This window comes from Rhodovulum sp. MB263 (assembly GCF_002073975.1).
Lineage (GTDB): Bacteria > Pseudomonadota > Alphaproteobacteria > Rhodobacterales > Rhodobacteraceae > Rhodovulum.
Genome location: NZ_CP020384.1, coordinates 1,037,838 through 1,061,741 on the forward strand (window position 1 = coordinate 1,037,838; position 23,904 = coordinate 1,061,741).

The 23,904-nt window shown below is 67.2% G+C and carries 21 protein-coding genes, 1 other RNA gene, 2 pseudogenes and 1 riboswitch; of the genes and pseudogenes, 12 read left to right on the top strand and 12 right to left on the bottom strand.

Annotated elements, in window-relative coordinates; genetic code table 11:
* The first annotated feature begins 65 nt into the window (after window positions 1-65).
* The 4 genes from B5V46_RS05000 to rpmG all read left to right on the top strand — a co-directional run bounded on the left by B5V46_RS05000 (window position 66) and on the right by rpmG (window position 2,290).
* Window positions 66-719, top strand: coding sequence for an N-acetylmuramoyl-L-alanine amidase (locus tag B5V46_RS05000; protein ID WP_196774386.1), 654 nt, complete (start codon window positions 66-68; stop codon window positions 717-719).
* Between the two features lie 11 nt (window positions 720-730).
* An RNA gene (gene rnpB / locus B5V46_RS05005) (RNase P RNA component class A) lies at window positions 731-1,112 on the top strand.
* 165 nt (window positions 1,113-1,277) lie between these two features.
* Window positions 1,278-1,976 (top strand): DUF533 domain-containing protein, encoded by a 699-nt coding sequence (locus tag B5V46_RS05010; RefSeq protein ID WP_196774349.1) that lies wholly within the window; start codon window positions 1,278-1,280, stop codon window positions 1,974-1,976.
* Window positions 1,977-2,122: 146 nt separating this feature from the next.
* Window positions 2,123-2,290: a 50S ribosomal protein L33 gene (rpmG, locus tag B5V46_RS05015; protein ID WP_042459900.1), complete on the top strand. Its 168-nt coding sequence runs from the start codon at window positions 2,123-2,125 to the stop codon at window positions 2,288-2,290.
* A gap of 828 nt (window positions 2,291-3,118) precedes the next feature.
* Here the strand turns inward: rpmG and B5V46_RS05020 are convergent.
* A complete protein-coding gene (locus B5V46_RS05020; protein ID WP_080615580.1) occupies window positions 3,119-3,547 on the bottom strand; it encodes a VOC family protein in 429 nt (142 codons plus the stop codon).
* A gap of 862 nt (window positions 3,548-4,409) precedes the next feature.
* On the opposite strand from B5V46_RS05020, the gene B5V46_RS05030 reads away from it, so the two are divergent.
* From B5V46_RS05030 to B5V46_RS05060, 7 genes and pseudogenes are all read left to right on the top strand, one after another.
* Window positions 4,410-4,850, top strand: coding sequence for a hypothetical protein (locus B5V46_RS05030; protein WP_196774350.1), 441 nt, complete (start codon window positions 4,410-4,412; stop codon window positions 4,848-4,850).
* Window positions 4,847-5,503 (top strand): MotA/TolQ/ExbB proton channel family protein, encoded by a 657-nt coding sequence (locus B5V46_RS05035; RefSeq protein WP_080615582.1) that lies wholly within the window; start codon window positions 4,847-4,849, stop codon window positions 5,501-5,503. Before B5V46_RS05030 ends, B5V46_RS05035 begins: the two co-directional genes overlap by 4 nt.
* Window positions 5,496-5,870, top strand: a complete 375-nt coding sequence (locus tag B5V46_RS05040) for a biopolymer transporter ExbD (RefSeq protein WP_080615583.1) — start codon at window positions 5,496-5,498, stop codon at window positions 5,868-5,870. The genes B5V46_RS05035 and B5V46_RS05040 overlap by 8 nt, the downstream gene beginning before the upstream one ends.
* Complete coding sequence (locus B5V46_RS05045; RefSeq protein WP_231119238.1) at window positions 5,867-6,280, top strand: biopolymer transporter ExbD; 414 nt, start codon at window positions 5,867-5,869, stop codon at window positions 6,278-6,280. The genes B5V46_RS05040 and B5V46_RS05045 overlap by 4 nt, the downstream gene beginning before the upstream one ends.
* Window positions 6,277-7,035 carry a TonB family protein gene (locus B5V46_RS05050; protein WP_080615584.1) on the top strand — a complete coding sequence of 253 codons (759 nt, stop codon included), beginning with the start codon at window positions 6,277-6,279 and terminating at the stop codon, window positions 7,033-7,035. Before B5V46_RS05045 ends, B5V46_RS05050 begins: the two co-directional genes overlap by 4 nt.
* Before the next feature lie 172 nt (window positions 7,036-7,207).
* Window positions 7,208-7,732, top strand: a complete 525-nt coding sequence (locus B5V46_RS05055; RefSeq protein ID WP_080615585.1) for a DUF2478 domain-containing protein — start codon at window positions 7,208-7,210, stop codon at window positions 7,730-7,732.
* 107 nt (window positions 7,733-7,839) lie between these two features.
* Window positions 7,840-8,831, top strand: a pseudogene (locus tag B5V46_RS05060) (transposase).
* A 112-nt stretch (window positions 8,832-8,943) separates the two neighbouring features.
* Here the strand turns inward: B5V46_RS05060 and B5V46_RS05065 are convergent.
* On the bottom strand, window positions 8,944-9,729 hold the full coding sequence (locus B5V46_RS05065) for a TOBE domain-containing protein (protein WP_080615586.1): 786 nt from the start codon (window positions 9,727-9,729) through the stop codon (window positions 8,944-8,946).
* 322 nt (window positions 9,730-10,051) lie between these two features.
* Here B5V46_RS05065 and tsaA point away from each other — a divergent pair, with 322 nt between their 5' ends.
* Window positions 10,052-10,522, top strand: coding sequence for a tRNA (N6-threonylcarbamoyladenosine(37)-N6)-methyltransferase TrmO (gene tsaA / locus B5V46_RS05070; protein ID WP_080615587.1), 471 nt, complete (start codon window positions 10,052-10,054; stop codon window positions 10,520-10,522).
* 112 nt (window positions 10,523-10,634) lie between these two features.
* Here tsaA and B5V46_RS05075 read toward each other — a convergent pair whose 3' ends face one another.
* The 10 genes and pseudogenes from B5V46_RS05075 to B5V46_RS05125 form a co-directional block, all read right to left on the bottom strand.
* Window positions 10,635-10,841, bottom strand: a complete 207-nt coding sequence (locus B5V46_RS05075; RefSeq protein ID WP_042459925.1) for a molybdopterin-binding protein — start codon at window positions 10,839-10,841, stop codon at window positions 10,635-10,637.
* Window positions 10,842-11,281: 440 nt separating this feature from the next.
* Window positions 11,282-12,643 (bottom strand): amidohydrolase family protein, encoded by a 1,362-nt coding sequence (locus tag B5V46_RS05080; RefSeq protein WP_080615588.1) that lies wholly within the window; start codon window positions 12,641-12,643, stop codon window positions 11,282-11,284.
* 2 nt (window positions 12,644-12,645) lie between these two features.
* Window positions 12,646-13,926 (bottom strand): TRAP transporter large permease, encoded by a 1,281-nt coding sequence (locus tag B5V46_RS05085; protein ID WP_080615589.1) that lies wholly within the window; start codon window positions 13,924-13,926, stop codon window positions 12,646-12,648.
* On the bottom strand, window positions 13,923-14,474 hold the full coding sequence (locus tag B5V46_RS05090; protein WP_080615590.1) for a TRAP transporter small permease: 552 nt from the start codon (window positions 14,472-14,474) through the stop codon (window positions 13,923-13,925). The genes B5V46_RS05085 and B5V46_RS05090 overlap by 4 nt, the downstream gene beginning before the upstream one ends.
* Window positions 14,471-15,460 (bottom strand): TRAP transporter substrate-binding protein, encoded by a 990-nt coding sequence (locus B5V46_RS05095; protein ID WP_080615591.1) that lies wholly within the window; start codon window positions 15,458-15,460, stop codon window positions 14,471-14,473. Before B5V46_RS05095 ends, B5V46_RS05090 begins: the two co-directional genes overlap by 4 nt.
* 73 nt (window positions 15,461-15,533) lie before the next feature.
* Complete coding sequence (locus B5V46_RS05100) at window positions 15,534-16,286, bottom strand: aspartate/glutamate racemase family protein (RefSeq protein WP_080615592.1); 753 nt, start codon at window positions 16,284-16,286, stop codon at window positions 15,534-15,536.
* Between the two features lie 177 nt (window positions 16,287-16,463).
* Window positions 16,464-17,129, bottom strand: coding sequence for a GntR family transcriptional regulator (locus tag B5V46_RS05105; protein ID WP_080615593.1), 666 nt, complete (start codon window positions 17,127-17,129; stop codon window positions 16,464-16,466).
* Between the two features lie 954 nt (window positions 17,130-18,083).
* Window positions 18,084-20,360 (bottom strand): methyl-accepting chemotaxis protein, encoded by a 2,277-nt coding sequence (locus B5V46_RS05110; protein ID WP_196774351.1) that lies wholly within the window; start codon window positions 20,358-20,360, stop codon window positions 18,084-18,086.
* Window positions 20,361-20,531: 171 nt separating this feature from the next.
* Window positions 20,532-21,185 carry an anaerobic ribonucleoside-triphosphate reductase activating protein gene (locus tag B5V46_RS05115; protein ID WP_080615595.1) on the bottom strand — a complete coding sequence of 218 codons (654 nt, stop codon included), beginning with the start codon at window positions 21,183-21,185 and terminating at the stop codon, window positions 20,532-20,534.
* Window positions 21,178-23,388, bottom strand: a pseudogene (locus tag B5V46_RS05125) (ribonucleoside triphosphate reductase). The gene B5V46_RS05115 and the pseudogene B5V46_RS05125 overlap by 8 nt, the downstream one beginning before the upstream one ends.
* Before the next feature lie 92 nt (window positions 23,389-23,480).
* Window positions 23,481-23,675: riboswitch (cobalamin riboswitch) on the bottom strand.
* Window positions 23,676-23,904: the final 229 nt, after the last annotated feature.

Consider the following 23,904-nt stretch of genomic DNA (forward strand, 5'->3'; position numbering starts at 1 on the left):
GCGTGGCGCCGCTCTGGCGGCCCTCGCCCAATTGCGGGGCGCGGCGGGGCGGGGCGCGGCCCGACATGGTCGTGCTGCATTTCACCGCAATGGCCGATGCCGCCTCGGCGCTCGACCGGCTCTGCGACCCGGCGGCCGGGGTATCGGCGCATTACCTCATCGCCAGTGACGGGCAGGTTCTTCAGCTTGTCGACGAGGCCGACCGCGCCTGGCATGCCGGGGCCGGGTGCTGGGGCGCGGTCTCGGATGTCAATTCCCGCTCGATCGGCATCGAGCTCGACAATCCGGGCGACCGGCCGTTCCCGGCACCGCTGATGGCTGCGCTCGAGGCGCTTCTGCCCGGCATTCTTGCACGCTGGTCGATCCGGCCCGAGCGGGTGATCGGGCATTCCGACATGGCGCCCGACCGCAAATGGGATCCGGGCCGACGCTTCGACTGGCGAAGGCTCGCGCGGCAGGGCCTGGCGGTCTGGCCCTCGCCCGGCCCGACCGTGGCCGGGGCAGCGCCCGCTGCCGAAACCGCGCCCGACGAGATCGCCTTTCGCAACGCGGCCACGGCCTTCGGCTATGGTGCCGGATGGGAGACGGCGCATGTACTCGACGCGCTGCGCCAGCGGTTCCGGCCCTGGGCCGCGGGGCCGCTTGCCGCGGCCGATATGGCCGTGATTGCCGATCTTGCCCGCCGCTTCCCCGTTGACCCCGGCTCCGCGGGCGCCTAGATCGGGCCCGCGCGGATGGCTGGATGGCCGCGGGGGTGCACGCCCTCGAGGAAAGTCCGGACTCCACGAAGCAACGGTGCCGGGTAACGCCCGGCGGGGGAAACCCCAGGGAAAGCGCCACAGAGAACAGACCGCCTCCGGCTTCGCCCGGAGGTAAGGGTGAAACGGTGGGGTAAGAGCCCACCGCGGGACTGGCAACAGGACCGGCACGGCAAGCCCCACCGGGAGCAATGCCGAATAGGGACCCCGCGCAGGCCAGACCTGCAGGGCGGCTTCGGCCCAGGGGTCCGGGTTGGCAGCTTGAGCGTATCGGTAACGGTACGCCCAGAGGAATGGTCATCCAGGGGGCCTCGTGTCCCCGGACAGAATCCGGCTTACAGGCCGTCCGCGCATATCCTGCCTGTATTTCCTCAAGCCGCCCTTCCGCCTGGTGCCGGGAGGGACGGTTTTGGGCCTTGGCCAATGCCCGAAAACCTCTAGGGTTCGATGCCGGGAAGCGCGCTGCCCCGGACAGGGGATAGCAGAGGGACAAAGGACCGGATGAGTTTTGTCAGGACGATGGCCACCCTTGCCGTGGGCTTTGCGGCGGCCAGGGGGCTCGAGAGGTTCCAGAGGATGGGCGGCGGCGCGGGAATCGCCGATTCCGTGAAATCGGCCGCGACCCGGGCCGGGATCGGCAGCCAGATCGGGCCGCTCCTGGAGCGGATGCAGGTGCCGGGGGGCGCGGCGGCGCTGAAGGCCAATGCCAAATGGCTGGGCACGAAGGCGCGCGAGACCGGCGATCACGCGCTGGTCGGGCTCGGCGGGCTGATGGCGGCGCTGGGCGGCGCCTCCTGGGCGGGTTCGGTCAATGCCAGGGATATCCTGAATGCGATGGGCGAGATCGCGCCGCCCGATGTCTCGATGGAGAAGAATGCGCGGCTGTTGATCCGCTCGATGGTGATGGCGGCGAAATCCGATGGCGAGATCGACGCGGCCGAGCGCGCGGCGATCCTCGATGTTCTGGGCGATGCCACGGCCGACGAGCTTGCCTTTGTCGAGGCCGAGATGGCCCGGCCCATCGATATCCGGGCGCTTGCGGCCGAGACCGGTAATCATCAGCGCACGGCGGTCTATGCCGCGGCGGTCGTGACGACCAGGCTCGACAGCCCGGCCGAGATCGCGCATCTTGATCGTCTGGCCGAGGCGCTGCATCTCGGGCGTGCCGCGCGCCAGCGGATCCACAAGGCGATGCGGCTGCCGCAGGTGCTGGCCTGACCCACGCACCTCCGGGGCGCGGGCAGGGGGCTGGCCGGCTTGCGCTTGCAGGGCCAGAACCCGCTTGACTCGGGGGCGCGGATCGCTAAAACGCGGGCTTCAAGAACTTCACGGGCGCAATGCCGCCCGCGCGACGGAGATGAGACATGGCGAAGCCGACAACCATCAAGATCCGCCTGAACTCGACCGCGGGCACCGGCCATTTCTACGTGACCAAGAAGAACGCCCGCACCATGACCGAGAAAATGGTGGTCAAGAAATACGACCCGGTCGTGCGTCAGCACGTCGAATACAAGGAAGGCAAGATCAAGTGATCTAGCCGCCTCCGGGTTTTACCCGGCAAGGGTCAGACCGGGGCCGCGCCGCAAGGGGCGGCCTTTCGTTTTGCGTTCTTTCTTTTGCACGGCGCTCGCGCCTGGGCGCGGCCCTGCATCCGGAACCGTCCGAGCGGCAGGCAACGTCTGCGGGTCCGGTGGCGGGCCGGTCGCTTTCCTCTCTTCACTCCCGATACCGCTTTTCCCGTTTCCGGCGCGAGGTCTTCCTCCTGCCCTCCGGGTCTCAAGCTGCCCGCGCGAAGGCAGAGATCTCGGCGGCCGCCAGCCGGGCCTGCCACCCTGCGCAGGATGTCGAGCTTCGGGTGCAGGCTGTGCCGCTTATCGGTGCCAGAGAGGCCCAAGGCCAGGACGCGCGAACGAGATCGGCGCGATGCGACCGTGGCGGCGGCGATCCGGTCGGCAAGCGGGACATTGCCCGCGGGGGAATACCAGGGGCCTCACAGCGCGCCCGGCCGACGGCGTGGGCTGGCCCGGATGAGGAAGAGTGCGCCGAGAAAGGCGTCGATGCTGTCCCGGGCCGAGATCGAGGACCGTGCCGTGCGTCTGCTCCGGTCCGGCGATATCGGCGCGAAATCGCGGGATCGTGCCCGACAGCGCGGCGAGAGACAGGCGCCGGCGAGGGGCGGTTCCGACACTGGCTGGCATCCATGCCCCATGCGGCCAACGACCGCAGGCGGGTCCGAGGCGGAAGTCAGTGGCTTCTCGAGGCTGCCTGACCGTGACCGGTCGTTCCGGGCGGCGCTGGGGGCTTTCCGAAGGACTGGAATCAGACCCAAGATCCCCGGCGCTAACGTCGGCGCGGCGAAGCTAGAACTCGATCACGACGGATGGCGTGTTGCGTTTCGCCGCGCCCTGATAAACGGCCTCGATGTTGTTCCCGTCCGGATCCAGCACGAAAGCGGCATAGTAGTCCGGATGATAGGCCCGCAGGCCCGGCGCGCCGTTATCGCGTCCGCCATTCTTCAGCGCGGTGCTGTGGAAGGCATCCACCATGGCCCGGTCTTTCGCCTGAAAGGCAAGATGGTGCCGTCCTGTCAACTCCCCCAGAGCCGTCGGGCTGTCGGCCGAAGACACGACAAGCTCATCGGCCAGGAAATACCCGTTCCCGGTGCTGATGACCGGGATCTTGAGGGCCGACAGGACTGCCTTGTAGAAGCGTTCGCTTGCATTCAGGTCCCGGACCACAAGCTGAATGTGATCGATCAAACGCCCTCGGTGTAGCTGGTGGTCTGCCATGGTCTTCCCTTTTGGTGGCGAGCAGAGGGGACCGCCCCCTGGCACCGGGATAAGAGCCCGGGGGCGGAACTGCGGCAAGGGGCCTATCCGCCGCGTCTTGGGGCGCAAGCATCAGCCGCGCGTTCTGCCCCTCCGGAGATTGACATATCTAGGCTCGATATCAGGCCCGGCGCGGGCCTTCGCGGCGATCGGGAGCGGCGACGGCCCGGTGAAGGGCTGTGCACTGTCCTTGGCAGGGACCCGCACGCGCTGCGATGCCGGCAAGGACGATGGCCATTCCCCGGAGGATGAGGTCTTCCGGACGGGGCTTTCCGATGGGCCGTGGCGGGGACCGAACTGGCGGCTGGGACCCGGCTTCGTGCCCGGCGACCTCATGTGCGACGAGGTGTTGGGCCGCAACGGTTATCCGGCCTGCGCCGAGCTGCCGCGGCGGACTGTCCGGATGTGCCCCCATTCAGATATCGCAGCACCGAAGGTCGCGCCGACCATCCTCGATTAAGATTGTGGAAGCGGTCCGGCATTGGCTCGAGGCGACGCCATGGTCTTCGCGAAAGCGATTGCGGATCTGCGGAAATCTCGGGCGCCCCATGGCAGGCGGCTCCGGGGACGAACGGGACGTCCTGGCCATTGGCCTGGCCTTGCAGGGGCTGCGCCCCGCGATGCCCGTCCGATGAGACCTGTCCGATGATGCCCCTCCCGCTATGACTGTCCTGCTCTGGTTGTCACGGTCGGAATTGGTCCGAGTGTTTTACTTAGGTATTGTGCCTGCGGGCGTGCTGTGGTTCTTTGCGTCCGATTTCTCAAGCCAGTTTCGGGTCCTTCCCGCCGCCAGAGAACAGAGTGCATCAATGGATCTCAGGGAATGGAACGCTCGATGGGCATCTCTCACCTTGGCGCCGCGGCTGCGGTCGGCCTTCTCGCCTCGTCCCTCGGCGCCTCTGCGCAGGAGGTCGGGTCGCATCTCTCGATCGAGCTGAATGCGGTTGCACCGGCCGAGACCGGTTGCCTGATCAGCTTTCTGGCCCGGAACGGGCATGAAGCCGGCATCGACCGGGCGGTTTTCGAAACCGTGCTGATCGACCGTCAGGGCCAGGTCGATCGTCTGAGCCTGTTCGATTTCGGGACGTTGCCCGCCGGGCGGCCGCGGATGCGGCAATTCTCCGTTCCCGGGCTCGATTGCGGCGATCTGGGGCAGATCCTGATCAATGGCGCGACGACCTGCGAGGCCGGAGCGCTGGGCGAGGCAGCCTGCACCGAGGGGCTCGGGCTGAGCAGCCGCACCGATGTGGAGCTGATCGGATGATCGGCGCGGTGATCGAGCTTTTGCGCCGTGTGGCCGATCTCGGCGGGCCGGTGGTTCTGATCCTGATCGGGGTCTCGGTCCTGACGGTGGCAGTCGTGCTTTACAAGCTCTGGCAATTCGCGGCCTCGGGCGTCGGCCGGCACCGGGCGCTGTCGGAGGCGGTCGCGCATTGGGACAGGGGCGAGAGGGACCGGGCGCGGGCCGCGCTCGAGGGTTCGCGCAGCTATCTGCGCCCGGTGGTCGATCTTGCGATGTCGGGGCAGACCGATCCCGAGCGGCTGGAGGCCGAGGCCGAGGTCCGCTTTGCCCGGCTGGAAAGCGGCTTCCGGCTCCTCGACTCGGTCGCGCAGCTCTCGCCGCTGCTGGGGCTGTTCGGCACCGTCCTGGGCATGATCGCGGCGTTTCAGGCGCTGCAGGCGGCGGGCACGCAGGTCGACCCGTCGATCCTTGCGGGCGGTATCTGGGTGGCGCTTCTGACCACGGCGGTCGGTCTGGCCGTGGCGATGCCGACGGCGCTGATCCTGAGCTGGTTCGAAGGCCGGATGGAGGCCGAGCGGGTGCTGGCCGAGACCGCCATTCACACCGTTCTGGCCCCCGGCAATGCGCCCGGCGCGCCCGGACCGGTCGCGTCGGACGGTCGGGATCATGGCTAGGCCGCGGCGGCGGCGGCTGTCGCTCACGTCGCTGGTCGACGTGATCTTCCTGCTGCTGCTCTTCTTCATGCTGAGCTCGACCTTCACCCGGTTTGCCGAGGTCGATCTCGTGGCGGCCGGGCAGGGCGGGGCGGCGGCGGACAGCGAGACGCGGCCGCTTTTCCTGCAGCTCGAGCCCGACCGGCTGCGGCTGAACGGTCGCGCGCTTGACCTTGACGGACTGGCCGAAGGGCTGGGTCCGGTCGAGCCGGGGCAGGTCGTGCTGGTGGCGCTGCGCGGCGGGGTCAGTGCGCAGCGGCTGACCGATCTTCTGGTCGCGCTTCGCGCGATCCCGGGGCTGGGCGTGACTGTACTGGGGGCGACATGATGGCCAGACAAGCTGCGATCAGGGCTGCGAAGGCACGCCGTGCCGGGCGCGAGCCGACCATCGCACTGATCAATATCGTCTTCCTGCTGCTGATCTTCTTCCTCGTCGCAGGCACGCTGGCGGCGCCGCTCGATGCGACCCTGAAACTGGTCGATACCGAGGGGCTGGAAGGGGCTGCGCCCGCCGAGGCGCTGGTTCTGCATGCCGATGGGCGGATCACGCTGCAAGAGCAGGCGACGACGCCCGAGGCCTTCGTCGCCGGGCTTGAGAAGCCCGAGACGGGCGTCACCATCGCCCGGGTCGTTCCCGATCGCGACGTGCCTGCAGCCGATCTTGTGGCGCTTGGGCAGGCCTTGCGCGCAGCCGGGGCCGAACGGGTGGTGATCGTCACCGAACGGGGGCTGCAATGACGATACCAAGTTCCCGCTTCGGCAAGCTGCTGGCCTGTGGCCTCGCGCTCGGGGCGCATGGAGCGCTTGCCCTGGTTCTCGTCCCCGAGGTCGAGATCAGGATGGAGGGCCGTAACGGCGCGGCCGAGGCGGCGATCGGTTCGAGCTTCGCCGATATGGCGGCCGGACGGCTCGATGCCGAGAGCGTCGAGGATGTGGTCGAGCCCGAACAACCCCTCGAACCGCTCCGTCCTGACAGGCCCGAGCCGGTCGAGACCGTCATGCCGGATCCTGCCCAGGCATTGGCGCCGGTCCCTGACATGGTCGTGGCGGAGAGCCCCGAGCCCGAAACCTTGACTGCGGAACCCGAGCCCAAGCCCGAACCGAAGCCCGAAGCGAAACCGGTGGCGCGAGGCAATGCCGACCGCAACGCCCGTGCCGGTCAGGCGGCGGGCAATGAGCGCGCAGAGGCCGCGACCAGTGGCCGGGGCGGCGCCGTGGCCGAGTCGGGCAATGCCGCAAGCTCGAACTATCCCGGGCTGGTGATGCGGGCGCTGTCGCGGGTGCCGAAGCCCAGGATCCGTGCCCGCGGCGCCGCGGTGGTGGCGTTCCGGGTCGCGGCGGATGGCGGTCTGGCCTCGGCTTCGGTGGCGCGCAGTTCGGGCTCGACCGCGCTCGATCAGGCGGCTTTGCGCCTTGTCGAACGCGCCGCACCCTTTCCGGCCCCCCCGCGCGGTGCCCAGCGCAGCTTCTCGATCCGGATCGAGGGCCGGTAAGGCGCGCGCGCCTGCCGCGTGTTTCCGAGGCGATCTGCCACGGATTTCGGCAAACTGCGCTGCCCTTCAGGGCGAATGGTCGCGTCCCGCCCTGGAGGGCAGGCGCGGCCATTGCCTGCGCGCGAGGCGTTATCTAGCCTTGGTTCCGGTCGCAAGGCGGCAGGAGGCCCGAATGAGCGAGACCGGCGACGATGCGAGCTTTCGTGTGGCGGCGATCCCGCTTTCCCGAGAGCCGTCTGTCGACCCGTTGCTGGCGACGGTGGTGGCGGTGCTTCGCGCCGAGGGCGTTCGTGTCGCGGGCTTCCGACAGGAGCGCGGCGCGGATGGCGGCCTGGCGGTCGAGGATCTGACCGGCGGCGGCGTCTTCCCGATCTCGCAGCAGCTGGGCTCGGGTTCGGAGGGCTGCAGTCTCGATCCGCAGGGCCTGGCCGAGGCCGCCTGCGCGGCGCTGGCCGCGCTGGAGACCGGCCCCGATCTGCTGATCCTGCCGCGTTTCGGCAAGGCCGAGGCCGAGGGGCAGGGGTTCCGCGCGGTGATCGAGCGCGCCTGCGAATGGCAGGTGCCGGTGCTGGTCGCGGTCAAGCCCGATTGCAGCGAGGCCTGGGAGGCGTTCACCGGCGGGGCCGCCGCCCGGCTTGCCCCCGACCGGGACGCGCTTCTCGAGTGGTGCCGGGCGGGGCTGGGCGTCCGCACCTGACGCGGCGCGCGGGCTCTGCCGGGTCTAGCAGGGTGCTGAAATAGTCGTACCTCGACGCCGGTTGCAGAACATGATTCATCCGCCGGGGATCAACGGCGGATACAGGCATGCGCGGTGCAGACGAGACGAGCGGATCGCTGTTCAGCTATGTCGATCTCGAGGTGCGCATCCCCGCCCGGCATCCGCTGCGGAAGATCCGTCAGGTGGTGAATGACGCGCTCGCCAGCCTCGATGCAGAATTCGAGGTGTTCTACACTGACTTCGGCCGTCCCTCGATCGCGCCGGAGCGCCTGATCCGCGCGAGCCTGCTGCAGATCCTCTACTCCGTCCGCTCCGAGCGGCAGCTGATGGAGCAGCTGGACTACAACCTGTTGTTCCGCTGGTTCGTGGGGCTTGGCATCGACGACCAGGTCTGGGTCCCGACCGTGTTCAGCAAGAACCGCGACCGCCTTTTGACCACCGACATGTCACGCAAGGTGATGGCTGCCATCCTGGCCCACCGAGAGGTCGCGCCGCCGCTTTCGGACGACCACTTCTCGGTCGACGGCACGCTGGTGAAAGCCTGGGCCTCGATGAAGAGCGTCCGGCCGAAAGAGGATGGCGATCCCGGCGATCCTCCGGCAGGGGACGCCGCCCCGCAAAGCCCCTCCCCGCGGCCCGATCCGGAAACCCGCCAGATGCCCCTTCCCGCCAGCCGCAATGCCGAAGTCGATTTCCGGGGTCAGAAGCGCACGAACGCGACGCATGCCTCGACGACAGATGCGGTTGTACGGCTCTACCGGAAATCTCCGGGCACCGGCGCGATGCTATGCTTCATCGGGCGCACTTATGGAGAACCGCAGCGGGCTGGCCGTCCAGGGCGACCTGACCCGCGCAGAAGGCGCGGTCCTCCGTCATCGACGGACGGACCACCCGGCACAATGGCTATGCGCTGTCGCAGAAGCACCGGAAGCGGATCGAGGAACTCTTCGGCTGGTCCAAGACGGTGGGAGGCGCGGCGCAGACGGCCTGTCGCGGCGTGGAGCGGGTGCGGTCCCGCTTCATCCTCGCCCTGGCGGCGGCAAATCTTGCCCGGCTGCCGCGAATACTGGCGATTTGAGGGCGGAGACTCCCGACCAGCATGCCGCGTGGCGGGAAGACGGCGGATAGGAGCAGCGCAATGGCAGGAACGGAGGAAGCCGTTCCGACCAATCGACTATTTCAGCACCCTGTTAGGGCAGCGCCAGGATCACATGGCTCGACTTGATCAGCGCGGTTGCGCTGTCACCCGGGGCAAGCGCCAGCGCCTCGGCGCTTTCGCGGGTGATGGTCGCGGCCAGCGTCTTGTCGCCGCCGAGATCGAGCACGATCTCGCTGTTCACCGGCCCGTCGGTGCGGCCGGTGACGGTGCCGCTCAGCCGGTTGCGCACCGAGAGCGGGCCGAAATCCCGACCCTTGGCGAGGATGACGAAGCTGGACTTGACCAGCGCGAAGACCTCGATGCCGGGGGCAAGCCCCATCCCGGCGGCGCTCTGGCCGGTGATGACCGAGGTCAGGGCCTGGCCGCCGCCGATATCCATCTGCACCTCGGCGCTGACGGGGCTTTCGGTGACCGCGGTCACGGTGGCGCGATAGGTGTTGCGGGCCGAGGTCTTCATCATCAGGCTCCAGAGAATATCGCCGGGATCGAGATCGATCTGGTTGTCCAGCGAGGCGACCACCCGTTCCAGACCCTCCTGGATCGCGGTGAAGGCGGCGATCACCTTCTCGCCGGCGGGCGTCAGCACGGCGCCGCCGCCCGCGCGTCCGCCGGGGGCGGCGCTGACAAGGGGGCTGGCGAAGATGTTGTTCATCGCCTGCACCCCGTCCCAGGCGGCCTTGTAGGACAGGCCAACCTCGCGCGCGGCCGCCGAGATCGAACCGGTGCGGCCGATCGCCGCGAGAAGCGCAACCCGGTCGGCGCCCATCCGCGCCCCGGGCCGTTCCAGCGTCAACGCACTGCGCAATCCTACCGGCATGGCCGTCCTGCTCCTTCCGCCGAGATTGCCATGTCTTAGCGCGAAGCCGGCCGGTCTGCCACTGTCGAGTGCCGCGCGGCCTCCCTCCGCTGCGGGCGGGCGGCCTGCCATGGGGGAGATGCCGGGGACGAACCGACGGGCCGCGGGATCTGCCGCTGCCGCTTTCCCGGGCGCTGCCAGTCGGCATGGCGGGGAAAGGCGTCACTTCCCGCGCAAAACCGCGCGGTCGGTTGGGCGATCTTGTCTCGCGTTATGTCGTTGTACACTATAACGAAGGAGCTGCGGCCGCCGATCCGTGCGGCCCGGAATGAAAGGACCCGGCATGGAAAAGGTGATGGCCGAGATCAGGCGCGGCGAGGTCTGCACGGCGCTTCCGGAGCGAGACGACGCCGCGCTCTGGTTCATCGGACGGCTGCGGACGCCCTGGCAGAGCCCGCGCGACTGTCCGCGGCAGGGCGATGCCCTGGCCGGGCCGGTCTGCCGGATCGAGATCGATCCGCGCTGGGTCGAGGCGCTGGCGGGGATCGAGCGCAAGGAGCGGCTGTTGCTGCTGTACTGGATGGACGGTGCGCGGCGCGACCTTGTCCGCCAGAGCCCGCGCAATGACGGCGAGACCACGGGCACATTCGCGCTGCGTTCGCCCAACCGGCCCAATCCGGTGGCCTCTTCGGTGGTGACGCTTCTGGGGTGCGAGGGCGACGTGCTGCTGGTGCGGGGGCTCGATTGCGTCGACGGAACGCCGCTGATCGATCTCAAGCCCGATTACGCCGGGCGGCCCTGTCCCGAGCACTGATTTCGCGCGGCTTCCGCATCGGTCGCCGCCGGAGGCGCCGGTGCAGGGCGGCTGTGCGAGAGGGCAATGCGGGGCAGCGGCGGTCGTAACCGGTCCGCCCCGCCCTGCAGGCTCAGTCCTTGCCGACCAGAACGTCGGAGGACTTGATGATGGCGCTGGCCTTGTCGCCGACCTTCAGGTCCAGATCCGTGGCGGCCTCGTTGGTGATCGAGGCGGTGACGGTGGCGCCGCCGATATCGATCTTGACATGGGTGGTGACGGTCCCGGTTTCGACCGCGCTCACGGTCCCTTCGAGGATGTTTCTTGCACTGAGTTTCATCTTTACGTCCTTTCCGATACATCGCGCCATTCGCGGCGGCCCGGCCAGCAGGAAGCCGGGGTCTCAGGATCATCCTCTCCAAGTCGCTTTGCAATATGAGAAAAAACTACATAACGGGGGATGCCGGCATAGTGCATCTGACGGCGGCACGGCGCTGGGCGTGACCTCGGCCCGGTGTCTTCAGGGTATAAGGTTCCATTTTTCGGGACAGGATCTCGGGGCCATTCTCGGTGGCGATCCGGGGGTGATGCTCCTGGGTCCGCCTCGCCGGTCTCGCCCGACCTGCTTCGCGGCATGTCGGCCTGTACCGTGAAGCTGGGCGCGCGCCCGAGCCTAGCGGCGGCAGGGCCGAGCGTCGTCCGCCCTGCCGCCGTGGCAATCGCGCACCCCAACGTTGCCCCTGCCCAACGGCCCTGGCAGAGGTCCAGAGAGGCGCCGGTTCAGAGGGGGCGCGCGGCTTCGTTCCGGGCGCGGTCCCAGAGCGCGGCGGCGGCGGTCTCGGCGGCGTCGAGCACTGCCATGCGGTCGACGCGCAGGGGCTCGCCCTCTGCGATCACCACCTCGCCGCCGACGACCACCGTTTCCACATCGCGGCCCTGCCCGGTATGGACCAGGGTCCCCAGAACGTTGGTCATCGGCCGCAGATGCGGACGCCGGAAATCGAACAGCACCAGATCGGCGCGCTTGCCGGTCTCGATCGAGCCGATCTCGGCCTCGAGCCCCAGCGCCCGGGCCCCGCCCATGGTGGCGGCCTCGAACATCGCGGCGGGTTGCCAGGTCTCGCCGACGCCGCCCTCCTGCAGGCGGCCCGTGGCCAGCGCCCAGCGCATCACCTCGACCATGTCGGCATGCATGTTGTCGGTGGCCAGGGCCAGGTTCATGCCAGCCTGGCGCAGCTTTGCCGTTGGCGCGAGGCAGCCATGGGTCTGATTGCCCTTGGCGATATGCGCCAGATGCGCCCCCGCCCGGCCCAACCTGGCGATGTCGTCTTCGGTCAGATGGATGCAATGGGCGCCGATCAGGCTGTCGTCGAGAAGGCCGACCTCGTCCAGCAGCTCTGGCGGGGTCATGCCGTCGCGCTCGCGGATGAAATCGACCTCGACCCGGCTTTGCGAAACATGGGTGTTGATCTTCAGACCATGCGCGTCGCGCAACTCGCGCACCCGGCCCAGCAGCGCGCGCGAGCAGGTATCGGGGGCATGGGGGGCCAGCACGACGCCGGTCCTGAGGCCCTCGGGGTCATGGAAGGCCGCGATCAGGTCAGCCGCCAGCCCCAGCGTCCAGTCGCCGATGGCATCGTCATAGCGCCAGTCGCCCAGATGGACGCGGGTGAAGTCGACATCGTGGATGCGCCCGCAGCCGAAGGCCCGGATGCCGGTCCCGGCCATGGCGGGCAGCGCGATCTCCTGATGGGTGAAGCTGTCATTGATCAGGGTCGAGCCGAAGGAAAGCGCCTCGAGCGCGCCGAGCCGGGCCAGCGCATGGGCCTCGTCAGGGCGCAGGTCATGGCCATGGGGCACGCCCATCGTATAGGCGGGGGCAAAGCCCATATCCTCGGCCACGCCCCGCACCATGCTGAGGATCGCATGGGTATGGACATTGACGAAACCGGGGGTCAGCACCCGGCCGTCGCCGGGGATGATGCGGGTCGAGGGGGCGATCCGCTCGGGGCGGGTGTCGCGGATGGCGCTGATGCGTCCGGCCGTGACCTCGACCCAGCCGGTTTTCAGGAAGGGCCGGGCCGGGTCCGAGGTGAGGATCGTGGCGCCGTCGACGAGAAGATCGGGGAAGGGTGGTGTCATTTTCAGAATCCGAACAGCGAGGGTAGCCAGAGCACGAGCGGCGGAAAGACGACGCAGAGCGCCAGCACACCGAATTGCAGCGCCACGAAAGGCGCCACCTCGCGGGTGAGCTGGCCCATGGGCACGCGGGTGATCCCGCTCATGACGAAGAGCAGCACGCCCACGGGCGGCGTCATCATGCCCACGACGAGGTTGTACATGAACAGGAAGCCGAAGAAGAGCGGGTCGATGCCGTAGCTGATCGCCATCGGTGCAAAGAGCGGCACCAGCATGATATAGGCCGCATTCGACTCGATCAGCATGCCGACGACAAGCAGCATCGCCATTACCAGCAGGATGAAGGTCATCGGGTCCGAGGTCAGGTCGCGGATCCAGGACGAGAGCCGCATCGGCACCAGATCGAGCGTGAAGACGAAGGTCACGACCGAGGCGAAGGCGATCAGCGCGCCGACCATGGCGGCCATCACCGCGGCCCGGAACAGGCAGCCGGGCAGATCGGCGACCCGCAGCCTGCGGGTGACGAAGAGGCCGACCACCAGCGCATAGACCACGGCGATGGCCGCGCCCTCGGTCGCGGTGAAGATGCCGCCGACGATGCCGCCCACGACGATCACCGGCATCAGGAGGATCAGGCCCGCGCGGCGGGTCTCGATCAGGGCGTTCCGCAGCGAGAAGGGAGTGCCGCTGAGGGCATAGCCCCGGCGCTTGGCGATCAGCGTGGCCAGCGCCATGAACCCGAGCGCCAGGATGATGCCGGGCACGATCCCGGCCATGAACATGCCGCCGACCGAGACCGAGGAGCCCGCCATCAGCGCATAGACGATCATCGCGTTCGAGGGCGGGATGACCGGGCCCAGATTGGCGGCCGAGGCGATCACCGCGCTGGAATAGCCGTCAGGGTAGGTCTTGCGGAGCGCGGGCACCAGCGTCGAACCCAGCGCGCTGGCCGAGGCGACGGCTGCACCGCTGACCGAGGCGAAGACCATGCCTGCGACGATCGTCACATGGGCGATGCCGCCCGGCACCCGGCCGACCAACGAATTGGCAAAGCTGACCAGCCGGTCGACGATGCCCGCCCTCACCATCAGCTCGCCCGCCAGCATGAAAAGCGGGATCGCCATCAGCGGAAAGGAATTGACCGCGAACATCATCCGCTGCGGCAGCACCACCAGATCGAACCCGCCCATGTAAAGCGCCGCTACCGCGCCCAGCCCGATGGCGAAGGCCAGGGGCGCCCCGATCAGGGCAAGAATGGCAAAGACAGAGACGGCAAGGGCGCTCATGACGTGGTTTCCTTCCAGGCATCGTCGCCCCAGATCGCGGGCCCGCCGAGGACGAACAACAACAGATGCAGAGCCGAATGCAGGGCGCAGATGCAGACCGGGATGTAGTAAAGCGCGGCGGTCACCGGCAGGGTCGGCATCAGCTCGCCCCATTTGTCCTCGGCCGCGCCGAGCGCGGTGACGAAGACCACCGCCATCAGCGCAAGCCCCGCCAGTGCCGAGCCACGCTGCAACATATCCTGGGCCCGGCCCGGCATGAGACGCAGAACGATGTCGATGCCGACATGCACGCCGCGGCGGATGCCATGCGGAATGGCCAGAAAGATCGACCAGACGAAGAACAGGCGCGACAGCTCGTCGGCGGCGTCGATGGACGAACTCAGGACATAGCGCTGGAACACTTGCGCCGAGATCAGAAGCGCCATGGCGGCCATCGCGGCCACGATGATCCAGCGCGACAGCGCGTCGGTCAGATCGACCGCCTTGCGCAAAAGCGCCAGCGGGCCGGCGGATGCCGGCCCGGGCGCGGGGTGTCCCGGACAGTTCACTGCGCGGCCTGTTCAAGCACGAGATCGATCACCTCGGGATCGACCCGCTCCTTCAGGCTTTCGGCGATGGCGGCGGTCGCCGCGCGCAGCCGGGCGCGTTCCTCTGACGGGATCTCGTCGAATTGCATTCCCTCGGCCACCAGCTTGTCGCGGAATTCCAGATCGACCCGCGCCGCCTCTGCCCGCTGCCATTCGATGGCGCTGCGCATCGCGGTCCGCACGGCCTGCTGGTTCTCGGGGCTCAGCGCCTCGAAGGCGTTCCTGTTGGCCACGACATTGATGAAGTCGAAGAAGTGGCCGGTATCCGACAGGTATTTCTGCACTTCGAAGAAGCGCCGGGTATAGATGATGTTATAGGGGTTTTCCTCGCCATCCAGAACCTTCTGCTGCAGCGCCGAGTAAAGCTCGGAAATATCGAGCGACTGCGGATTGGCGCCGAGCGCGCGGAAGGTCTCCAGATGCACCTCGTTGGGTTGCAGGCGGATCTTGAGGCCCTGGAAATCCTCCAGTGTCTTCAGCGGCCGGGCGCTGTTGGTGACATGGCGGAAGCCGAGCTCGCCATAGCCGAGATTGACGAAGCCCTGTTCCAGCAATGCCTCGTCCATCAACTGGCCGACAGGGCCGTCCATAACCTCGAAGGCCTTCTCGCGGCTGTCGAACAGGAAGGGCAGGCTGACGGCTTCGAGTTCGGGGACCGAGCGGGTGAAATAGGCGATCGAGGTGAACACCGCGAAGATCGCGCCCGACCGCACCTGGTCGACGTTTTCCTGCGCGCCGCCCAGCTGCATGGCGGGGAAGTTCTGCACCACGAGATCGCCGCCCGACAGGCGCTCGACCTCTTCCTTGAACACGTTCATGGCGCCGGTGGCGCTGTGTTCTTCGGGGAAGTTGCCGGCAACGCGCAGCACGGTCTGGGCCGAGGCCGCACCGGCCAGAAGCGACAGGCCGAGGCAGAGCCCGAAGGCCCGCGGAAGGAGGGGTTTCATATGGCAGATCCTTTTCCTGTTGATCCGATTGTGATTATGGGGCTGTCCCGGGTCGCAATGCCTGTCGTGCCGCTCAGCCTGAGGCTTCGTGGGCGAACTGGCGTGCCAGCGCGGGCGACAGGCCGGTTGCGGTCTTGGCCAGCGGTTTCGACGCGCGCCCGGCAAAGCCCGTCTGAGGCGCCAGCACCGCCAGGGCCAGCGCCTGCAATGTGGCCGCGCTGATCGGGTCGACGACCGGGGCTTCGACCTCGCCGCGGATCTCGGGCGCAAGCCCGGCCAGCGGGGCGCCGCCCAGCACGACGACATCGGCCCCGTCCTCGCGGACGGCGCGGTTGCACAGGCGGATCAACTCTGCGCGCAGGTTCTGCTGCACATTGCCCAGATCGGATGCGTGGCCGTCGGGGGTGCGTACGCCCGCGAACCGGGCGGTCAGGCCCGCGTCGCGGACCGAATCCAGATACCAGCGCCGCATCACCGGCGAGAAGGTGACGATCGAGATCCGCTCGCCCAGCATCGCAGCCGAGACCAGCGCCGCCTCGGCCATGCCGACCACGGGAAGATCGAAAAGCTCGCGGGCGCCTGCCAGGCCGGGATCGCCGAAAGCCGCGATGATCGCGGCATCGGCCCCGGCGGCGTGGTCGGCGATCATCTCGCAGGCCAGCGCGCCGCCGATCTGGGCCTCGGCGCGCGAGGCGATATAGGGGAATCCGCTTTGCGCGGTCAGCGCCAGGATCTCTGTCTTCGCCGGGGCAATACGCCGGGCAATGTCGGCCATGCGGTCGGTCATCGCCTCGGTCATGTTCGGGTTCACCAGTAATAGTCGCATCGTCCTGCCAAGCTGTCCGTCATCCTCTCAAACGATAGGAGATGGCGGGGCGAGCGGCGCAAAATGGCATTCCATTTCCCCGAAATGGCATGCCATTTGTATGCCCGCCCGAAATATGGGCGATATGCGTCAGCTTTTGCCTGGGATTCGAGCGCGCTCGAGGCTGCGGCCCGGGGCCTAGCCGCCCTGACGTCGCAATGTCTCGGCGACCGATTCGCCGCTATGGCGCAGATGTAGTCGCCAAATCCGCGCTGCAGCGGCCGTGTCGCGGGCGCGGAAGGCGGCCATGACGCCCTCGTGCTCTTCGACCGACTGGCGCCAGCGTTCGGCATCGAAGATCGCCATGAAACGACCGCGCCGAGCCCGCACCGCGATCCGCCGGTGGCTGTCGATCAGGACCGGGTTGCCCGCCTCGCGCACGATGCTGTCATGGATCTCGGTATTGGTGTCGAAATAGGCCGAGGCCTCGCGCGCGGCATATTGCTTCAGCATGCGCTCGTGCAATGTCTCGAGCCGGGCCAGAACCTCGGGCCTGATGCGCCCGGCCAGCCGCTCGGCGGCAAGGCTTTCGATGGCTGCGATCAGGTCGAACAGGTTCTCGGCCTCTTCGGCGGTATAGGCCACCACCTGCGCTCCGCGGTGCAGCGAGATTTCGACCAGCCCGTCGGCGCGCAGCAGCTTCAGCGCCTCGCGGATCGGGGTGCGCGAAACATTCAGTTCGGCCGAGAGTCTGCGTTCGACCAGCCGGGATCCGGGAGGACATTCTCCCTTGACGATCCGGTCGCGCAGGCAGTCGGCTACCCGTTCGGCAGAGGCTTGGATGTCGAGCGAGGTGTCGGACATGTCAGGGTGGGCCTTGCAAAGGAATACTGCGCCTGGGCCATTATTGCCGCCCCAAGAGGCGGAGACAATTCGCCTTCGGCACCCGCGACCTTGTTGCAGGCGCCGTATCGGTGCCGCACTGTCCCAGTTGCGCCGGTCCGCCTGCGTCGACTTGACGATGGGGCCGGTCTCCTTGCGAGGTCGCTTGCCATCCGGACGCAACCGGCAGGTCCGGATGGCGGGGCGTCAATGATCGTGGCGAGGAGAGCCTTGTGCGCCAGTGCTTTCAGGACATTGGCGCGTGGAAGTCCCCGCTGCATCGGAGAGAACGTGATGTCGGCGAACCACTGTTGGTTCGGGCAGTCGAGCACCATGTTCCGCTGAAAACACGGGCTGTTACCGAAATCCGGTTGGGGCCCGTTGATTCTGGCGGGGCGGTGGATAGCCCACAGCCCCATCACGCTGGAGACCCGCTTGGCTCCCCGGCAATGGCCCCGGCCTAGGTAGATGCCGGGTGATCTGGAGACTTACGGCTCCAGGTATCGAGCATCCGTCTGATGCCTGCCCGGTTTCCTTTCCGCTTGACGATGATCGCATCGTCCCCGAGCGCCTCAAGGGCCAGCTTCGCCTGGAAGGCGACGCTGGCGCGTTATGCCGCTTGGCCGCGACACTATCAGTCCTCGTACGCGTTAGTCGCAGGCCTAGCGGGCGGACGGCTTTCGGCGACCCACTACACTCTGCTTTGGCGTGTCGGATACCGGTTGGCGATGCACTGGTCCTGACCTGTGCAATCGGTTGCCCGTCAAGCGACGCAGGATGACGCGTCGGACGCCGGGTGATTGTTCGATCTTCGCCGGCTTTCCGAAACAACAAACAGTGTAGCCCTTCTCAGGATGATGGGGCGGCGGCATGACAATACTCATCGTTGTCTGCCGCCGCGGCAACGCGCTTATGGCGCGCAGTACGCGAGCTGTTTCAGAACTCGGTCCAGCCTGCAGACATCGGTCTCTGCGGCGCAGGCTTCTCGTTCAAGGCCCATTCCAGGGCGTCGGGAGCAGAGGGACGTCGAGACGGCGCCGTCATTGTCGCCATCGCCTTGTCATCGAGCCGGAACCGGGCCACGAGGGCCAGGAGCTTGTCGGCCTCCTGTTTGAGGGTGACGCAGGCGGCTGTTGCCTCTTCGACCATTGCGGCATTCTGCTGGGTGACCTTGTCGAGCTGGGTGACGCCGACGTTGATTTCGCCGAGCCCGACGGACTGTTCCTGCGCCCCCGTGGCAATGCCCTCGACATGTTCGGAAATCCTGCTCACCCGTGAGGCGATGTCCTGCAAGGCGGCACCCGTGCGGTTGACGAGCGAGACGCCTGTTTCGACCTGGGTCGAACTCGTGTCGATCAGCGTCTTGATTTCCTTGGCAGCTTCGGAGGAACGCTGGGCGAGGGCACGGACCTCGGAAGCGACGACTGCAAAGCCGCGGCCTGCCTCGCCCGCGCGCGCGGCCTCGACGCCGGCATTGAGCGCCAGCAGGTTGGTCTGGAAGGCGATGTCGTCGATCACGCCGATGATCTGTGTGATGCCTTCGGATGAACGCTGGATCTCCGACATCGCCCCGGTCGCCTCGTCGACGACCTGGCCGCTTTGCTGTGCCCGGTTCTGCGCCTCGCCGACATAGCGCGAGACCTCGGTCGCGCCCTCGGCGGTTGAGCGGACACTGGTGGTCAATTCGTCCATCGCCGCAGCGGTTTCCTCCAGCGTCGCAGCCTGGCTTTCGGTGCGCCGGGCGAGATTCTCGGACGAGTCGCTGATTTCCTCGGCAAGTTTCTGAACCGCATGGGCGTTGATCTGAACCGCTCCGATAAGGTTGCCCATCGTCGCCATCGAACTGTTGAAGTCGTGGCGGAGCGCCTCGTATTCGTCGGGGAATTTCTCCTGCACGGTTTCTGTCAGATCTCCGTCGGCCAGGGCGCGGATCGCGCTGCCCAGCCGGTCGACGACCTTTTTCTGCTCTGCGCGACGTTCTTCCTGTTCTTGCGACAGGCGGTCGGCCTCTGCCAGCCGATCCCGGAAGGCGGAGAGATCCCGTCCCATCGCCCCGATCTCGTCCAGGCGGTCGGCGACGTCGATCTTCTTGGCGTAATTGCCGCTTGAGACCTCATTCATCGAGGCGATGAAGCTTTTCAGCGGAGTGGTGATCGTACGGGCGGCCAGCACGCTGACGGCGAGGCCGGCGGCAAGCCCGATCAGCAGGAAGACGATCACGCTGTTTCGGAACGCGATCAGCGCGGCCAGGAATTCGGAGCGGTCGAGTTCGACAACCAGGGTCCAGTTGGCGAAATCGACCCCGACCGGCGTGGTGAACACGATGCTGTCGGTGCCGGTGATGCCCTCGACCGGCGAAAAAAGTCCGCTCTGGCCGGTCTTGAGCGCGGTGATGAAGGGACGTTCGGGCAGAGGGCTCAGCACATTGAAACGGTTCTCATACCGCGAATAGGTACGGGCACGGCCATCGCCACCGACGATATACATGTCGCCTAAGCGGCCGAGGGCGGAGGCCATCGTGACCATGGCCGAGAGCTTGCCGATCGGAACCTGAATCGCGAGAACGCCGAGCCGGGTGCCATCCTCGGCAAAGACCGGTGCGGCCATGAAGGCAGCCGGGGCGTTGGCGCTGGGCGCATATTCCTGGATGTCGGAGACGAAGGATGTGCCGGCCGGGGCCTTGGAGGCGCGCTCGAAGACCTGGCCGAGAGCCGTTCCCGAATAGCGACCGGTCGCGAGATCCTCGCCGAAATCGGCTTCCTTGACGACCGAGTAGATCACCTGTCCATTGGGGGCGATGAGAAAGACATCGTAAAAGCCGAAAGACTCGAGCATCCGCTCGAAACCGGGATGGATACCGGCATGGATGCGGCTGTAATCCGACCCGTCTCCGGCATCGGCCAGCTTCTGGTGTTCGCCAGACGGATAGGGATTGTTGCTGCCATAGGCCGAGAGAACCGGGGCAACGCCATCCGGGGCCGCATCGAGGGCCGTTCGAAACTCGCTCAGCGCCCGGGCGATGAAGGGGTTCGCGGCCTGTGCCGCAAGCGCCTGTCGCTGGTCGGCGAACCACTCGCTGACGCGGGTGGCCTGGTCGCGCGCCATCCCTTCGAGATCGGCGACGGCGTTGCTATAGCTCGACTCATAGGCGCGGTTGTAGAGAAAGCCACCCATGCTTGACATGGACACGACCATGATGGCGGCGATCATCATGGTGAGACGCGGCCCGATTGGCATTTGCAGAATTCGTTTCATCGTCCCCTTGGCCTGTCTGTGCTGGAAGCTGTGATGCAGCGGATAGGGGCATTTGGCGACAAAGCCGCAAAGATTCCCTTACCCCGGTTCCGAAAGACCGGCTCCGCAAGCAGGAAAGACCGTCGGATTTTATCTAGGCGGCAGCATGGCCGGCGATGGGCTTTCCGGTGTCCGGCAGAGTGCGGGATCGGTGCAGCCCTCGGCGCGAAACGACTGTCGGCGCGCGGACGGCAGGCCGAGTGCCGCGAGGTCGTCGTCCATCCGGGCGAGATCGGCAGGGCTCAGCAGGGCGGGATGAACCGTACAGCGCAGATCGGCGGCAACGCCGCTGTCGCGCAGCAGGCCCAAGCTTTCACGCGCTTTCGCGCCGCTGCCGGGGGCGCCGGTGATCCGGTCATAGGCATCGAAGGGGGCCTTCACGTCGAACCCCACCCAGTCGAGCAGCGGCAGCGCCCGGGCGAAGCGCGCGGGATAGGCGCCGCCACTATGGAGCCCGGTGCGAAAGCCCATCGCCCGAAGCTCGGCAAGCACCTCGGGCAGGCCCTTCTGCAACAAGGGTTCCCCGCCCGAGATCACCACCCCGTCAAGCAGCCCCTGCCGGCGGTCGAGAAAGGCCAGGACCGCGTCCCAGCCGATCCGGCCCGGCCCCGCCGCCAGCAGCTCGGTGTTGTGGCAATAACGGCAGGCCCAGGGACAGCCTTGGCAGAAGACCGTCGCCACCAGTTCGCCGGGCCAGTCGACGCTCGAATGCCGGACCAGCCCGGAGATCGCAAGCTCAGCCAAGCCGCGCCTTCGCCTCGTCGAAATAGACCCGTTCGGCGGCCTCGCCCTTCTTGCCGGTGTTGAAGGAGGACATCGGGCGGTGATAGCCCATCACCCGGGTCCAGACCTCGCAGCGGGTGCGCTCTTCGTCCGTCAGGACGATTTCGGCATCCCGGGTCGTCATGTCCTTGTCGATCATGGTCATCGGATCACTCCTTCAGCTGGCTTTCGCGCGCTTCGCCGCGATCAGCTCGGCGTCGCATTTCGGGCAGAATTCGTGCTCGCCCGCGAGATACCCGTGTTTCGGGCAGATCGAGAAGGTGGGCGTCACGGTGATATAGGGCAGGCGGAAGGACGACAGCGCCCGGCGCACGAGCTTCTTGCAGGCCTCGGCCGACGAGATCCGCTCGCCCATGTAAAGATGCAGGACCGTGCCGCCGGTATAGCGCGCCTGCAACGGCTCCTGATGTTCGAGCGCCTCGAACGGGTCGGCGGTATATCCGACCGGAAGCTGGGTCGAGTTGGTGTAATAGGGCTGATCGTCGGTGCCCGCCTGCAGGATGCCCGGGAAGCGCTTCCGGTCCTCGCGGGCAAAGCGGTAGGTCGTGCCCTCGGCGGGCGTGGCCTCGAGATTGTACATGTGCCCGGTCTCTTCCTGGAACTCGACCATCCGGGCGCGCAGGTGATCCATCAGCCTGAGGGCAAGCGCCTGGCCCGCCTCGGTCGCGATGTCCTCGCGGTCGTCGGTGAAGTTCCGGATCATCTCGTTCACGCCGTTCACGCCCAGCGTCGAGAAGTGGTTCCGGAGCGTTCCGAGATAGCGTTTCGTATAGGGGAAAAGTCCCGCCTCGATATGGCGCTCGATCACCTTGCGCTTGAGTTCCAGGCTGGTGCGGGCGATCCCCGCCAGCCGGTCGAGCGCGGTCAGAAGCCCCGCCTCGTCGCCCTTGTGCAGATGGCCGAGCCGGGCGCAGTTGATGGTGACGACGCCAAGGCTGCCGGTCTGCTCGGCCGAGCCGAACAGACCGTTGCCGCGTTTCAGAAGCTCGGTCAGGTCAAGCTGCAGGCGGCAGCACATCGAGCGCACCATATGCGGCTCGAGCTCCGAATTCACGAAGTTCTGGAAATAGGGCAGCCCGTATTTCGCCGTCATCTCGAACAGATAACCGGCATTCTCGCTGTCCCAGGGGAAATCGGGGGTGATGTTGTAGGTCGGGATCGGGAAGGTGAAGACCCGGCCCCTGGCATCGCCTGCGGTCATCACCTCCATATAGGCGCGGTTGATCATGTCCATCTCGGACTGCAGCTCGCCATAGGTGAACTCCGCCTCGCGCCCGCCGATCACCGGCACCTGATCGCGCAGGTCTTCCGGGCAAGTCCAGTCGAAGGTCAGGTTGGTGAAGGGCGTCTGCGTGCCCCAGCGCGAGGGCACGTTCAGATTGTAGATGAATTCCTGCATCGCCTGCCGGACGGCGGCGAAATCGAGCCCGTCGCGCCGGATATAGGGCGCCAGATAGGTATCGAACGAGCTGAAGGCCTGGGCGCCGGCCCATTCGTTCTGCAACGTGCCGAGGAAGTTCACGATCTGGCCCAGGGCGCTTGTCAGATGCATCGGCGGGGCGGATTCGATGGTGCCGGGCACGCCGTTCAGCCCCTCGCGCAGCAGCGTCCTCAGCGACCAGCCCGCGCAATAGCCCGCGAACATGTCGAGATCGTGGATATGGATGTCGCCCTCGCGATGGGCCTGGCCGACCTCGGCCGGGTAGATATGGCTCAGCCAGTAATTCGCCGTCACCTTGCCCGAGGTGTTCAGGATCATGCCGCCCAGCGAATAGCCCTGATTCGCGTTGGCATTCACCCGCCAGTCCGACCGGTCGAGATATTCGTTGATCGAGCTTTCGACATCGACCAGCACCCGGCGGTCCTCGCGCAGCCGCGCATGCTGGGCGCGATAGACCGCATAGGCGCGCACCGTCGCGATCCGGTTGGCGCCGATCAGCGCCTGCTCGACGGCATCCTGGATCTCCTCGACATCGGGCGCGCCGCCCGCATGGCGAAAGCTCAGCACCCGCACCACCTGATCGGTGAGGCGGGCGGCCTCCTCGGCGCCGAATTCGCCGGTGGCCTCGCCCGCGCGGGCGATGGCCCGGGCGATGCGGCCGGCATCGAAGGGAACGGTCTGGCCGTCGCGGGTGACGACGGAACGGGGCGAGGGGGCGGTCATGGCGGTTCGCTTTCGGTTCTGGTCAGGGGGCGGCACGCAGGGAGGCACGCGGACCCGCCGGCCCGACGCACGCACCCGAGCCCACCGCTCGCGGTCGTTCGGTCCGCTCTGGCAGGTCTCCTGACTTCACGGCTCGGACGCTCTGGCCCTCCTTCCCGGCATGTTGCGCCAGTGGATCACGGGGCCGCGGCTTGCCGCTGACAGTTGCGGGGGCAGTGCCGGACTCTCACCGGCTTCCCTCTTCGCCCACGGGATGAACCGCGGGAACCAAAGCAGCATGATATTGATGCTGATGGGGCGATTTTGTCAATATGTAGTGGGTGCGACCTTCGCGCACCCTCGGGTGCCGCCATCGGGCCCTGCCGCCGCGCGCCTATGCCTGCGGCAAGGCGGGAGGCGGAGACGTCTTCCTGCCAGCGCCCGGGCGCCATCACGGGCCAGCCCCGGGGAAGGGGGTAGGCGATCGGCGCTGTCGCCGCAAGCCGAAGCCGCTATGCTGGCGCCGACCGGCCGAAG

What these genes read in the sequence shown, in the direction of transcription:
- B5V46_RS05000 (WP_196774386.1), top strand. Translation starts at nt 66, where the DNA reads ATGGTCGTGCTGCATTTCACCGCAATGGCCGATGCCGCCTCGGCGCTC.
- B5V46_RS05010 (WP_196774349.1), top strand. Translation starts at nt 1,278, where the DNA reads ATGGCCACCCTTGCCGTGGGCTTTGCGGCGGCCAGGGGGCTCGAGAGG.
- rpmG (WP_042459900.1), top strand. Translation starts at nt 2,123, where the DNA reads ATGGCGAAGCCGACAACCATCAAGATCCGCCTGAACTCGACCGCGGGC.
- B5V46_RS05020 (WP_080615580.1), bottom strand. Translation starts at nt 3,547, where the DNA reads ATGGCAGACCACCAGCTACACCGAGGGCGTTTGATCGATCACATTCAG.
- B5V46_RS05030 (WP_196774350.1), top strand. Translation starts at nt 4,410, where the DNA reads ATGGAACGCTCGATGGGCATCTCTCACCTTGGCGCCGCGGCTGCGGTC.
- B5V46_RS05035 (WP_080615582.1), top strand. Translation starts at nt 4,847, where the DNA reads ATGATCGGCGCGGTGATCGAGCTTTTGCGCCGTGTGGCCGATCTCGGC.
- B5V46_RS05040 (WP_080615583.1), top strand. Translation starts at nt 5,496, where the DNA reads ATGGCTAGGCCGCGGCGGCGGCGGCTGTCGCTCACGTCGCTGGTCGAC.
- B5V46_RS05045 (WP_231119238.1), top strand. Translation starts at nt 5,867, where the DNA reads ATGATGGCCAGACAAGCTGCGATCAGGGCTGCGAAGGCACGCCGTGCC.
- B5V46_RS05050 (WP_080615584.1), top strand. Translation starts at nt 6,277, where the DNA reads ATGACGATACCAAGTTCCCGCTTCGGCAAGCTGCTGGCCTGTGGCCTC.
- B5V46_RS05055 (WP_080615585.1), top strand. Translation starts at nt 7,208, where the DNA reads ATGAGCGAGACCGGCGACGATGCGAGCTTTCGTGTGGCGGCGATCCCG.
- B5V46_RS05065 (WP_080615586.1), bottom strand. Translation starts at nt 9,729, where the DNA reads ATGCCGGTAGGATTGCGCAGTGCGTTGACGCTGGAACGGCCCGGGGCG.
- tsaA (WP_080615587.1), top strand. Translation starts at nt 10,052, where the DNA reads ATGGAAAAGGTGATGGCCGAGATCAGGCGCGGCGAGGTCTGCACGGCG.
- B5V46_RS05075 (WP_042459925.1), bottom strand. Translation starts at nt 10,841, where the DNA reads ATGAAACTCAGTGCAAGAAACATCCTCGAAGGGACCGTGAGCGCGGTC.
- B5V46_RS05080 (WP_080615588.1), bottom strand. Translation starts at nt 12,643, where the DNA reads ATGACACCACCCTTCCCCGATCTTCTCGTCGACGGCGCCACGATCCTC.
- B5V46_RS05085 (WP_080615589.1), bottom strand. Translation starts at nt 13,926, where the DNA reads ATGAGCGCCCTTGCCGTCTCTGTCTTTGCCATTCTTGCCCTGATCGGG.
- B5V46_RS05095 (WP_080615591.1), bottom strand. Translation starts at nt 15,460, where the DNA reads ATGAAACCCCTCCTTCCGCGGGCCTTCGGGCTCTGCCTCGGCCTGTCG.
- B5V46_RS05100 (WP_080615592.1), bottom strand. Translation starts at nt 16,286, where the DNA reads ATGCGACTATTACTGGTGAACCCGAACATGACCGAGGCGATGACCGAC.
- B5V46_RS05105 (WP_080615593.1), bottom strand. Translation starts at nt 17,129, where the DNA reads ATGTCCGACACCTCGCTCGACATCCAAGCCTCTGCCGAACGGGTAGCC.
- B5V46_RS05110 (WP_196774351.1), bottom strand. Translation starts at nt 20,360, where the DNA reads ATGATGATCGCCGCCATCATGGTCGTGTCCATGTCAAGCATGGGTGGC.